General features: G+C 36.7%; 10 protein-coding genes. 1 reads left to right on the forward strand and 9 read right to left on the reverse strand.

Annotation, left to right across the window (positions count from 1 at the left end):
• Positions 1-267 precede the first annotated feature (267 nt).
• The 4 genes from RM573_RS03875 to RM573_RS03890 form a co-directional block, all read right to left on the reverse strand.
• A complete protein-coding gene (locus tag RM573_RS03875) occupies positions 268-693 on the reverse strand; it encodes a DUF3010 family protein (RefSeq protein WP_311577564.1) in 426 nt (141 codons plus the stop codon).
• A 107-nt stretch (positions 694-800) separates the two neighbouring features.
• Positions 801-1,040, reverse strand: coding sequence for a hypothetical protein (locus tag RM573_RS03880; RefSeq protein ID WP_311577567.1), 240 nt, complete (start codon positions 1,038-1,040; stop codon positions 801-803).
• 88 nt (positions 1,041-1,128) lie between these two features.
• Positions 1,129-2,127 carry a Gfo/Idh/MocA family protein gene (locus RM573_RS03885; RefSeq protein WP_311577570.1) on the reverse strand — a complete coding sequence of 333 codons (999 nt, stop codon included), beginning with the start codon at positions 2,125-2,127 and terminating at the stop codon, positions 1,129-1,131.
• A gap of 268 nt (positions 2,128-2,395) precedes the next feature.
• Positions 2,396-2,875, reverse strand: a complete 480-nt coding sequence (locus RM573_RS03890; protein WP_311577574.1) for a GNAT family N-acetyltransferase — start codon at positions 2,873-2,875, stop codon at positions 2,396-2,398.
• A 332-nt stretch (positions 2,876-3,207) separates the two neighbouring features.
• On the opposite strand from RM573_RS03890, the gene RM573_RS03895 reads away from it, so the two are divergent.
• Positions 3,208-4,680: a dipeptidase gene (locus RM573_RS03895; RefSeq protein WP_311577577.1), complete on the forward strand. Its 1,473-nt coding sequence runs from the start codon at positions 3,208-3,210 to the stop codon at positions 4,678-4,680.
• A 97-nt stretch (positions 4,681-4,777) separates the two neighbouring features.
• On the opposite strand, the gene RM573_RS03900 is transcribed toward RM573_RS03895, so the two are convergent.
• The 5 genes from RM573_RS03900 to nuoL form a co-directional block, all read right to left on the reverse strand.
• The gene (locus tag RM573_RS03900) at positions 4,778-6,559 is read right to left on the reverse strand and encodes a DEAD/DEAH box helicase (RefSeq protein WP_311577580.1); all 1,782 of its coding nucleotides are present in this window, start codon (positions 6,557-6,559) and stop codon (positions 4,778-4,780) included.
• Positions 6,560-6,859: 300 nt separating this feature from the next.
• Positions 6,860-7,684: a DUF4097 family beta strand repeat-containing protein gene (locus RM573_RS03905; RefSeq protein ID WP_311577583.1), complete on the reverse strand. Its 825-nt coding sequence runs from the start codon at positions 7,682-7,684 to the stop codon at positions 6,860-6,862.
• A gap of 208 nt (positions 7,685-7,892) precedes the next feature.
• Positions 7,893-9,341 carry an NADH-quinone oxidoreductase subunit N gene (locus RM573_RS03910; RefSeq protein WP_311577586.1) on the reverse strand — a complete coding sequence of 483 codons (1,449 nt, stop codon included), beginning with the start codon at positions 9,339-9,341 and terminating at the stop codon, positions 7,893-7,895.
• 2 nt (positions 9,342-9,343) lie between these two features.
• Positions 9,344-10,780 (reverse strand): complex I subunit 4 family protein, encoded by a 1,437-nt coding sequence (locus RM573_RS03915; RefSeq protein WP_311577589.1) that lies wholly within the window; start codon positions 10,778-10,780, stop codon positions 9,344-9,346.
• Positions 10,777-12,645 carry an NADH-quinone oxidoreductase subunit L gene (nuoL, locus tag RM573_RS03920; protein WP_311577591.1) on the reverse strand — a complete coding sequence of 623 codons (1,869 nt, stop codon included), beginning with the start codon at positions 12,643-12,645 and terminating at the stop codon, positions 10,777-10,779. The genes RM573_RS03915 and nuoL overlap by 4 nt, the downstream gene beginning before the upstream one ends.
• Positions 12,646-12,651: the final 6 nt, after the last annotated feature.

Consider the following 12,651-nt stretch of genomic DNA (forward strand, 5'->3'; position numbering starts at 1 on the left):
CACCACAAAATGATAGGCAATAAATTAAGTTGATTTAATTTAGGTATGATTAACTTGCTATAGAAAGGTTTATTACAGAAAAACAAAAACGAGTAATAAAACACTGCATTTATAAATGGTAAATTTTTTTATCAAAAGGCTCGCAAAAAAAACATTACCAATTTAAAGGGTATTGGTAATGTTTATTTTAAATAATTAAGGATGATGTGTAAGTTTAACATAAGCACTTTTTCTACAAAGTGCTCTAAAAACGTTGAATTTTAAGAGTTAATTATTTTCCAAATATGAAAAAACTGTTTGGAATGCCGTCTCTTGAAGATTTTTTAAACCTGTGTCTCTAAAATCTATATTCACTTGAGATTTTGCTAACGTATTTTTGACATAGCTTGCCGATAATATTTCTACCGGTAAATTATTAATTAATTGAATGGCCGCTTCTAATTTAAAACCAACAGGCCCACCAGAAAACTTACCTTTTAATGCACGACCTTTAATAACAACTTTATCAATTTTATAATCTTCAACCAACTTAGCAAAAGCAAATTGAAAATCTCGTAAATGATCGGCATCGCCTGCATCTTTAATGGATATTTTAGGCACTCTAATGTGTGGAATATCATATAAACCATTAGCTTTAGACATCACACAAATAATGGCATCACTACCTTTTAACTCTACACCACAAACTTTCATAATTTTCCTCACGTATAATCTCGCGTTATTATATGTGAGATTACCGTGATCTGCTGCTTTTTATTAAAATAATTAATAAATAATTACCCTACTTTAAATAACACCGCTTAGTTTTCTTTTTTCAACTTTATGATTAAATCAATGTGAGGAATCAGTTCTTCAATTTCTCTGATATGATCACGCAGTGATTTCCACTGACTTAACTCTAATTTACCTGAATCTAAAATAGCTCGTTTTAATTCACTCACTAAAGAATTTTCATCTTGTTGGCCAATAAATTCATTAATTCGCAATAAATCATCAAGATCTGATTGTGAAAGAATTTCTAATTCTTGTTCAGCTACCACAGCAAATACCTCACTTTACAAAGAAAAACTTATATTTATTAAAGACAATAAATAAGTATATGATTGAGTATAGCTTAGCTTATTTTATTCACACGTTATCATTAGGGTAAACAATACTTTGCTGAGCTCTCACTTGCTCTAACACTTGTAATACAAGCAATGATAATTGCCATGAGTTAACCGGAGACTCAATGCGCTTTGCAGCAATCAAATCCAGAAAGTGCTGACATTCATACACCATTTTGTTGCTATTTTGCTCAACGGAGAGTGTTTGTTCTTCACCATCATTTAATAGTAGCTTTACTTGATTAAATTCAGATGAATGTTGCCAAACAATCCGACCGTTTTCACCTTGTAATTCGCCAATGTTTTCACCAGAGCTGACCTTTGAATGACTGATCACCGCTTGCAATTGCCACGATTTTTCATAACTTAATAACACATCACCACAACCATCAACACCAGATGCTAATTTAGTACACTGACTCTGAACATTATCCGGCTCTCCAAACAATGAAATAGCTGCATAAAGCGGATAAATACCGATATCGACTAACGAACCGTTAGCGAAGGCTAAATTAAAAGTATTGGGATTATCTCCTTGTAAATAGGCCGGATAACGAGAAGAATACTGGCAAAAACTAGCCGTGAATTTTCTTAATGGTAATATTTTATCTAATGAATTTTTAATGGTTAAAAAGTTTGGTACAAATGAACTTAGCATAGCTTCCATTAAGCAAACATTGTTTTGTTTAGCGCTCGTGACCATCGCCTGAAACTCATTGCTGTTCACGGCAATCGGTTTTTCACACAATACATGCTTGCCCGCATTCATCATTTGAATCGCTTGTTGAGCATGGTAGCTATTGGGTGAAGCAATATAAACGGCATCAATTTCTTGGCATTGCCCTAGCGCTGACAAATCAGTAAATACATGCGCTGCGTTATGATCTTTTGCAAACGCTTGTGCGGTTTCTTTGCCGCGAGAATATACGGCATGTAGTTCAAAACGTTGATCTTGTTTAGCTGCTTCAATAAACATTTTAGTAATTTTACTGGTGCCTATTACGGCAAATTTTACTTTCATTTGAGACCTTAAACTTTACTGAAACTATTCGCTCAAAACAAAAAACAGCAACCCCATAATTACTCTTTCTATTGATGTTTGAACAGTACTTTTATTTGTGTTCCCTAAACACCTGTACTTTGGCACAAGTCTATAGATGTTTTCACACTTTAATGATTAATATTTCAAAGTCACAGATGACTGTTCCTAAAATTAACCATCTAACGACTCTTACTCACCAGTAAAAAATACTGTCAAGGGTAAGCGTTATACCAATAAATTTTAAACGTTAACGAGCAAAGTCTGTTAACGTTTTTCCTGACATTCTATAACCTAACCATTCATGTTGTGGTTCTGCGCCCAGTGATTCATAAAACTCGCGAGAAGGAGTATTCCAATCTAAACAACTCCATTCAAAACGACCACAGCCTTCATTTAAAGCGATGTTGGCTAATGCTTTTAATAAAGCAATGCCTGCACCTTGCTCGCGATACTCGGGCGAGACATATAAGTCTTCCAAGTAAAGTCCCGGTTTTGCTAACCAAGTAGAATAATTATAAAAATACACAGAAAAGCCGATTGCTTTACCATCAAGCTCACAAATCAAACCATGTACACCACCTTTCTCACCAAACATACTTGATTTGATCGTCTCTACTGTAGCTAGCACCTCATGTTCAGCCTTCTCGTAAATCGCAAGTTCACGAATAAAGTATAAAATGGTTTCTGCATCGTCAATCGTTGCAGTTCTGATGTTTAAATTTGACATATATTACTCTATAAAGTGGGGGTTATTTATTAAAACATAGGGATGACAAATGTATTTCAAACGTGTAGAAATTTCATTTAGTTCCATATGATCATTTTTTAAAACTTTAACTAACTGTATAAGTTTATTTTTTTATTTATTGTAGCTGTTTTTACCTTGAACCAGTTAATATATTAACGGTCTACGTTATCAGTTTATATTTGAGTTAATCGATTACATTCAAATGATGTATGTTAGCTGATTTGTTACTTTACTTATATCTGAAAGGAAATCTTGTGTTAAAAAATCTGAAAAAATTATCCTTACTATCCCGAACCGTATCGATAGTAACCATGCTCATATTTTCTGTTAATGCTATGGCTAACACTGTGAGTGTTCTTGCAAAAGATACCGCACAATATGCGGTAGAAACCTACAAAAAAGACATGATTAACAGCCTCAGCCAACTCGTAAAACATAATACGGTTGCTGTTGAAGGAATTAAATCTACCGATAATCCTGAGCATATCGCCTTTAAGAAAACCTTAAAAACTCAAGCTGAGCAGCTAGGTTTAGATTATCAAGATGACGGTTATGTGCTAATAATCGGTTTAGGTGATAGCCAAGAAAGACTAGGTATTATCACCCACGGTGATATTCAACCAGTTAATCCAGCTAAATGGGCTAAATCTCCTTTTGAATTAGATAGCACCACCGAACCTGGAAAATTAATTGCTCGAGGCAGTGAAGATGATAAAGGGCCAATCTCTTCTGTACTATATGCCATGAAAGCCATTAAAGACAAACATATTAAATTATCTAAACGTATAGAGCTCTACGTATATATGGCGGAAGAGTCAGACTGGGGACCTTTACAAGAATATGTGAAGAATAATGATCTCCCGCAGATAAACATTACTACTGATGCAGAATATCCTGTTGTTACTGCAGAAAAAGGCTATGGCACATTAAAAATAGCCTTTAATAAACAAGATAAATCTAGCAGCTTAGATCCATATATTAGTCATTTTGAGGGGGGATATTTTGGCAGTCAAATTCCCGAAGATGCTAAAGCCATTATCGAAAATGCAGACATTACATTGCTACAGAAATTAATGGACAAGGTCCAGTTTTATCAAGGGATCTCTTTTGATTTAACCTTAAAAGACCAGCAATTAATAATTACCGCTTTAGGGAAATCAGCCCATTCTTCAAAACCTCAAGAAGGGGTAAACGCTATTCCCTATTTAGCAGACTTATTGTCCAATACCCGTTGGCCCAATAATGGTGCCGGCACGTTAGTTAATTTTATTAACGATAATATTGGCTTAGGATTAGAAGGAAAAAAATTCGGCAATATCGCATACACTGACGACTTTATGGGTCCGATGACGGTGTCTCCAACGGTAATCAAACAGAATAAAAACAATCTTGAATTAAATATCAATATAAGACGACCGAGAGGTAAGAGTGAACAGCAATTGCGCAATGAAATCAATCATGCCATTGCCAGCTGGAAATTAAAAAATATGGCTGATATTACTGAGTTAGATCATTATATTGGCGAACCCTTTGTACAAAATAAAGCCCCACAAATCGAGACATTATTAGCTGTTTTCTCTCATTTTACTGGCATAACAGATGCCAAGCCCATTTCAATTGGCGGTGGTACAAACTCTCGTTTATTCCCTAATGCGGTATCTTTTGGGCCGTCAATGCCTGGTGCAGAATATACTGGACATTCTGAACATGAGTTTATTACCGTAGAACAATTTGCTCTTAATTTAAAAATGTATACCGCAGTTATGGTTGAATTAGCCAAATAACGATAGGTAATTAACTTAGCAAGTAAAATGCACAGACAAAAAAGGCGAGTCAACTGACTCGCCTTTTCTATATATTAATATTGTCTAATATTGGTGCTTAGTTTGCACGTCTTGGACGTTCAGTTCTATTTGAACGACGAGGACGATCTTTTACCAATGCTGCATCTGACACCGAAATCTCTAAAGCTTGACGTCGAATGCGAACATTCTTTAATTGTTTAAATGACTTATCAGGCATACCTTTTGGTAACTGAACAAAAGTATGACGTTCATGTAAGTTGATTTGTCCAATGTAGCTACTATCAAGTGAAATCTCATTGGCAATGGCACCAACAATATCACCCGGTTTAGCACCATGCTCTTTACCAACTTCTAAACGGTAAGTCTGCCAATCTACATCGTTACGCACTTCTTTCGCTTTACGAGGCGCACGTTCACTGCGGTTATCCCTACCACGGCCTTCACCACGAGCATCACGACGACTATCATTACGACCACGACCATCTCTATCATTACGGTTATCTGAACGCGCATCACGACGAGGCTTAGGATCTTCTTTCGGCTGTAAAGGTTGCTTTAATTGTTTTTGGAACAATAATGCTGCCGCTAAATCAGTCATCGAAAGTTCAGACTCTGCCGCCATACCTTCAATAATTTCGCGCATTGCCGTTAAATCTTTTTCCGCAATAATTTCAGCTATTTCAGTGCGTGTTCTTTCGATACGTTTTTTACCAATTTCTTGAATATTTGGTAAATCATAAGGTTTCACAACGCCTGAAGTTAAACGTTCATAATGACGTAATGAATACATTTCGCGCGGACGAACAAACGATATAGATGTACCTTCACGACCGGCACGACCAGTACGACCAATACGGTGAACATAAGATTCATTATCACTCGGTAAATCGTAGTTAATGACTAACGAAATACGCGGAATATCTAAACCACGAGCAACCACATCTGTAGCGACTAAAATTGAAGAACCACCAGATTTTAATTGATCAATAGTTCGTTCGCGTTGCTGCTGGTTCATATCACCGTTTAACGCCAATGCAGGGTAACCTGCACGCTCTAATTTTTCAGCAACATCAACAGTATCGTTTCGGGTGCGTACGAAAATAATCATCGCATCATAATCAACAATTTCAGCAATACGTGTTAATGCAGTAATTTTTTGAATTCCGCTAACTTTCCAAGCATATTGCGTAATATTCGCTTTTTCTTTCTTAACCGCGGCAATTTTTACATGCACAGGATCTTTTAAGAAACGATTGGCAATTTTACGAATGCCAGCAGGCATTGTTGCTGAAAACAAACACATTTGTGTAGATTCAGGCACATGATCTAGTGTCCAAGTAATGTCTTCTAAAAAGCCCATGTTTAACATTTCATCAGCTTCATCAAGTACACAAACTTTTAATTGATCTAATTTAAGGCTCTTACGACGTAAGTGATCCATTAAACGACCAGGTGTGCCAACAACCACTTGCGCACCGCGCTCTAATTGTTGAAATTGTGGACCATAAGATTGACCACCATATAAAGTAGCAACCTTAAGACCTTTAATATTTTTCGCAAATGATTCAATGGCTTCAGCCACTTGCATCGCTAACTCACGAGTTGGTGCTAATACCATCAATTGTGGTTTTCTAATTGATGTATCAATTTTTGCTAAGGCAGGTAAGCCAAAAGCAGCTGTTTTACCTGTACCCGTTTGTGCTTCACCTAAAACATCATAACCTTCTAATAAAGGTGGAATTGTTTTTGATTGAATAGGCGTTGCATTCTCAAAACCAAGTGTTTTAAGGGCAGATAATAAGTTTTCAGGCAAACCAAGGCCATCAAAGCCTACAGAGGCATTGTCAATATTTAACATAAATTTTGTCTTCTCAATGGCAGGTATAGTTGTAAACTAACAACCCCTGCGTTCAATAACGAGGAAACCACCGGAAGACTCAAGGCACATTCTAAAGCTTAGTTAGGAAACTAGCTGGGCAAGTCTATTGGGATAACCCCACACTATAAATATATCAAGTACATCCAACGACTTGATATCGAGGCGCGCATTATACAGAGGTGAAAATTAGAAGCAAGGAAAACTACAAGAAACGTAAAAAATAACGCTAAATTATCGCAATTTAACGTTATTTACCGGCAAAATTGTGCTATTTATCGATCAGCTATCAATATTAAAACCACCTTTAACATTCTTGACTTTTAAGCCACCTGAGCCTGATTCTAAAATTTTCAAACCGCCTGCATTATCGACCGTTATACTACCTGAACCATCATCAATGGTTACCATACCGGTAATTTCTTTAACCGTTAAATCGCCAGAGCCGTCATCAAAGTCGGCACTTCCATCAATATTGCTCGCATAGATCGTTCCTGAGCCATCATCTACGTTAAGATTACCTTTGATTTCATGGATATTTATTTCACCAGAGCCATCAATAATTTTTAAGTTGCCAGTAATTTGACTCACATCTATTTCACCTGAGCCATCATTAATATTAATATCGCCATTAATATCTTTTACCAACAGTCCACCAGAGCCATCTTTAATATCTAATTGACCGTTTAAGTTTTGCACATCAATATCACCCGATCCGTCATCAATAGTTAACGACATAGATTTAGGAAGTTGTATAACCACATCAATATGTGGCGAGTCACCCACCCAAAAACCAGATGTACTATGGTTTTTAGCAACAAAGTAACCTGAATTCCCCGACTTATTTAGGGTAAGTTCATAATTGTCGGTATACTTTTTATCCGTATAAATATCCGCTGTTACTCTAATTTCAGTTAACTCTGCATTGCCTATCACGCTGAGTGAACCACTGCCCGTTTCAATATCTAAAGCGGTTAATTCACTCGCGTCTATAGAAAGTTCTTTTTGCATATGAAAATCTGCGCGAGAAGGTGACGAAGCAATGACTACGCAACCACTCATTAAAGTAGTAAGAGTTATGGCTGAAATTATTTTTATATGTTTCATCTACGATATTCCTTGAATAATAAATAAAAGATCAACGTTCTGATCATTTTTAGCAAGAATATATACAAACATCACGCCAACATGTTTTTTACAAGATTAACAATACGTTAGTAATTTTTTTCTATTAAGTAAGTTGTTTAATGACATATTAGTCGTCAAGAAAACAATTAGTTTGTGAAATTAACCAAGCCGTTATTTTATAAAAGGTTTAAATCGCTTGTAAAACTCTGCCGATAGCATTAGGGAAAATACCAATCGCTAAGCCGGTAAAAATCAATAAGATAACCGCACACTTTTCCAGTATTGACATTGAAGCCGGAGGTAAATCATCACGAGGTTTTTCCAACGAAAACAATGAAAATATAACCGGTAAATAATACGCTAAAGCAATACCGCTGCCGATAATTAACGCGGCTAATAACGCCCATAATGCCTGATTTGCCGCTAAAGTGATTAAATAAAACTTACCGATAAAACCGGCAGTTAAAGGGATGCCAGCAAAGCTTAACAAAGAAAAAATGAGTAACGTGGCCCTCAAAGGTTGTTGCCAAAATAAACCACGCCAATCATTAATCGTAATGTCTTGATACACCTCACTATCGCGATTCATCAAGGTAATAACTGTGAATATTGATGCATTAGCTAAAAGATAAGCCGTTAAATAAAACAGCACACTTTGCCACGCCATATTTAAACCTTTGCTGTCACTGATCAGCAACACGATTAGAAGATACCCCATATGTGCAATAGAAGAATAAGCCAATAAGCGCTTAATAGATTGTTGTTTTAATGCCAAACTATTCCCAACTATCATCGATAAAATGGCAATCCAAGCGATAAATTCAAACAGTTTATCATTTTGTAATAACATTAAATTTGTAGCGGTATAACAGCATTTTAATAACACAATAAACATCGCACATTTCGAGACAGTCGCCAATAACATAGCCACAGGGGAACTCGCCCCTTGATAAACGTCTGGTGTCCAAAAATGAAAAGGCACTAAAGATAACTTGAAGGCAACTCCTGAAAAAAACAGCATAAAACCAATTTGATATAGCAAAGATATTTTCAATAAAGTGACATTTTCCAAGCCAGTTTGTGTAAAGCTTAAATCCCCCGTTTGGGCATACATAAACGCAATACCAAGTAACATAAAACTTGATGCACTGGCACTTAATATTAAATATTTAAATCCAGTTTCTACGGCATTGGGCGCTTTTCGACAATAACCAACTAATCCAACAATGGCGATGCTTAATAATTCAAAACCTAAAAACAAACTAGCAAAATGATCACTAACAACTAAAATTCCAGCACCCAATACCACTAGTAATAATAATAAATAGTATTCATCATGAACGTCTTCGACTTGTTTAAGCATAATTTTACTTAAATACAAACAAACGATACTGGCCGATAACACTAAAATAAAAGCAAAGCGGCTATAGTCATCAACCGCTAACAACATAGTTACCGATATTTTATCAAAACCAAAACCATGAATAGTTGCGACCAAAGAAAGGATTAAAGTGAACAAAGTAAAGTTTGCGATCAGTTGCTGACTTCTTCGCCATGCAACTAACAACATAGCAAGAACAATACCTGCGGCAATTATTAATTGTGGGACAATCATACTAAGGGCAAATAAATCCATGGTTATAGCCCTCCATTAAACGAATATTGCAAAATTAAATTGGGAAATAATCCGAGCACTAACAGAAAGATAAACAGACTTGTTGCAATAAACCTTTCTCTTATCGATAAATCAATAAAGCTATTTTTTACCGGGCCTTGAAAACTAGATTGAAACAGTAACATGCCATAAATTGCTGATCCGATAATGCCTAAGGCCGCTAAAATTGTGATCAAAGGGAACCGTTGAAAAGCGCCGATTAAACTATAAAATTCACCAATAAAATTCGCTAAACCTGGCATACCAAACGCTGCGGCTACAAATGCCAAAGCAAAGCCTCCCATCACGGGGGAGGCTCGCCAAAAGCCTCCCATTTCCCTTAAATCTCGTGAATGGATCCGCGCATAGATCATGCCTGCAAAGGTAAATAATGCCGCACTGCTCAAACCATGAGCGACCAAAGTAATAATCACCCCTTGAAAAGCATTCGCATTAAACGCGAATAACGCCAACATCACAAAGCCCATATGACTGATACTGCTATATGCCACCAAACGTTTAAAATCAGTTTGTGCAAAGGCCATTTTGGCGCCATATAAGATGCTTATTAAAGCTAATACAGCGGCAATAGGCGCAAATTCCTCACTAGCTTGTGGAAATAAGACGATAACAAAACGAATGAGTCCATAAGCTCCTGTTTTTAATAAAATGCCGGCAAGTAATACACTACCTGCCGTTGGGGCTTGTGTATGAGCATCAGGCAACCAACTATGAACAGGAAAAGAAGGTAGCTTCACGGCAAAAGCAATAAAAAAACCTAACATTAAATAATAACTATAATCAGCAGGAAGGGTTAATGTTAACCAGTCTTGATAAGCGAAACTTAGTTGGCCTTCTTGCTGTTGATGAATAAAAGCCATTAATATAATGGCAATAAGCATTAATAAACTACTTACTTGCGTAAAGATGAAAAATTTAATTGCTGCAAAATGACGGTTTTCATGACCCCAAATTGCAATCAGTGCGGTCATAGGTAATAACATCACTTCCCAAAAGAAGAAAAACAAAAACATATCTACCGCGGTAAAAACCCCAATAATGCCAGCGATGGTGGTTAATAAATTAAAATAATAGAAACCTTGTCGGTGCGTGATCTCACGCCATGAAATTAAAATGGCAACCACAGTGAGTATGAAAGTAAGTAATAATAGCAAGATACTTAAATGATCTAAGGCAATCATATAATGGATATTAAAAACAGAAATCCATGTAACCTTAGTGAGTAACACTAACTCAGCATAACTTTCTGGCGAGGTGGCGATGTAAAGTGTAAAACTACTTCCAAGTATGATCGTGGCTAACAACGCAATAAACTTTGCTTGCCCTGACCGTTTAGTTTCCATATACCAAGCGAAACCGCCAGAGAAAACAAGTCCGATCATCAGTAAAGAAATGATCATAATAACCAGCCTCCTATAAAGCAGACTAAACCAATAGCAAAAGCCGCAGCATACCAACGCATCAAACCATTTTGACTATAAACTAAGATATCTCGCCATAGGCCAACATACCATGTAATACTCATGATACATTGATCGACCACATCACGTTTATTTAAGCGTGCGATAAAAACAAAAGGTTTAATAAACACTAATTCATATAAATGATCAAAACCAAGCCCTGAAAAACAATAGCGAACAATCGGGTTTTGATTTTCCTTTAGTTGGGCCTGTTGATAAATATTAGGCTCTGCACTGCGATACTGACTAAAATAAAACCAAGAAAATACAATGCCAACAATAGGAGTTGCAATCGCGACACTGTGTAACCACTTTGGCTCAACGACATTGTTTACGCCTTGAGTTGTGTTAACAAACACTCCAGACAAGTCAGGTACAAGAAAACCACCAACAAGTGATAATAAAGCTAAAGTAATTAACGATGCTTTTAACCCCTTATTTGATAAGTTTGTCACTGGATGACTAAAACGTTCTTGACCAAGAAAAGCAATGAAAAATAATCGACAACTATAAACACTGGTTAAAAAAGCGCCTAAAATTGCACACCACCATAATGCTTGTCCTGCGGTTGCCGAGGACCAAAGTTGGCCAATAATAGCTTCTTTTGAGAAAAAACCTGACGTTCCCGGTAACGCCATCAGGCAGATCAAACCAATAATAAACAAACTTGATTCGAACGGTAAACGCTTTAACACGCCACCCATTTTAAAAACATTTTGTTGGTGATGTAGTGCATAAATAACCGCGCCTGCCGTTAAAAACAACAAGGCTTTGAAAAAAGCATGGGTCATTAAATGGAAAATCCCCGCAGACCAAGCGCCAGCACCTAAACCTAACATCATATAACCAATCTGACTCATGGTGGAATAAGCTAAAACCCGTTTGATATCAGTTTGCACCAGTGCCGAAATACCGGCAAGAAGTAAGGTAATGGCTCCTATCCAAGCAACATAATTCATCACTTGAGGAGACAAAATAAATAATCCGTTCATCCTAGCAATTAAATATACACCTGCCGTGACCATAGTAGCGGCATGAATCAAGGCGCTGACAGGTGTTGGTCCAGCCATAGCATCAGGTAACCAGGTTTGTAATGGCAGTTGTGCTGATTTTCCTACTGCGCCGCCCAACAATAATAAACAAATCCAATAAGCGTCATTATTACCTAATTGCCATTGAGCGCTGGCAAGTTCACTTACATCAACAATATTTACACTTCCTAACGCATTAAAGAGCATAAATAGCCCTATAGCCATAGAAGTATCGCCAATACGCGTCACAATAAACGCTTTTCTTGCTGCTAATACATTGGCTTTTTCTTGATACCAAAAGCCAATCAATAAAAAGCTACATAAGCCAACACCTTCCCAACCTAAATACAGTAAAACTAAATTATCAGCTAAAACTAAAATCAGCATCGCTACGATAAATAAATTCATATAGGCCATGAAACGGCCAAAATTTTCATCTTCCTTCATATAAACTGCGGCAAAAAGATGAATAAGAAATCCCACGCAAGACACGACACAAATCATCACCGCAGACAAAGCATCTAAGTAAAAAGAAAAATTGACACTGACAAAGCTATCGCCATCACTGAGAGAGAACCAACGCCATAAATGTGAAGTTATCACGCCATCTGGGGCTTGGTTTAAAGCATTAAATAACACTAAACTCGTGATAGCACACAACAACATAGCCCCGACACTCAGTACACTGGTTTGCCACCACGACAGTTGTTTTTTTAATAAAATGATCAACAAGAAGCTGATTAATGGGTAAAAAGGCAAAAAGCTTAATAACATAATATC

Source organism: Thalassotalea castellviae (assembly GCF_031846185.1).
Lineage (GTDB): Bacteria > Pseudomonadota > Gammaproteobacteria > Enterobacterales > Alteromonadaceae > Thalassotalea_H > Thalassotalea_H castellviae.

Excerpts from the sequence above, each read along its gene's own strand:
- RM573_RS03900 (WP_311577580.1), bottom strand. The coding sequence starts at position 6,559 with ATGTTAAATATTGACAATGCCTCTGTAGGCTTTGATGGCCTTGGTTTG.
- RM573_RS03910 (WP_311577586.1), bottom strand. The coding sequence starts at position 9,341 with ATGGATTTATTTGCCCTTAGTATGATTGTCCCACAATTAATAATTGCC.
- RM573_RS03875 (WP_311577564.1), bottom strand. The coding sequence starts at position 693 with ATGAAAGTTTGTGGTGTAGAGTTAAAAGGTAGTGATGCCATTATTTGT.
- RM573_RS03885 (WP_311577570.1), bottom strand. The coding sequence starts at position 2,127 with ATGAAAGTAAAATTTGCCGTAATAGGCACCAGTAAAATTACTAAAATG.
- RM573_RS03890 (WP_311577574.1), bottom strand. The coding sequence starts at position 2,875 with ATGTCAAATTTAAACATCAGAACTGCAACGATTGACGATGCAGAAACC.
- RM573_RS03905 (WP_311577583.1), bottom strand. The coding sequence starts at position 7,684 with ATGAAACATATAAAAATAATTTCAGCCATAACTCTTACTACTTTAATG.
- RM573_RS03915 (WP_311577589.1), bottom strand. The coding sequence starts at position 10,780 with ATGATCATTTCTTTACTGATGATCGGACTTGTTTTCTCTGGCGGTTTC.
- RM573_RS03895 (WP_311577577.1), top strand. The coding sequence starts at position 3,208 with ATGCTCATATTTTCTGTTAATGCTATGGCTAACACTGTGAGTGTTCTT.
- nuoL (WP_311577591.1), bottom strand. The coding sequence starts at position 12,645 with ATGTTATTAAGCTTTTTGCCTTTTTACCCATTAATCAGCTTCTTGTTG.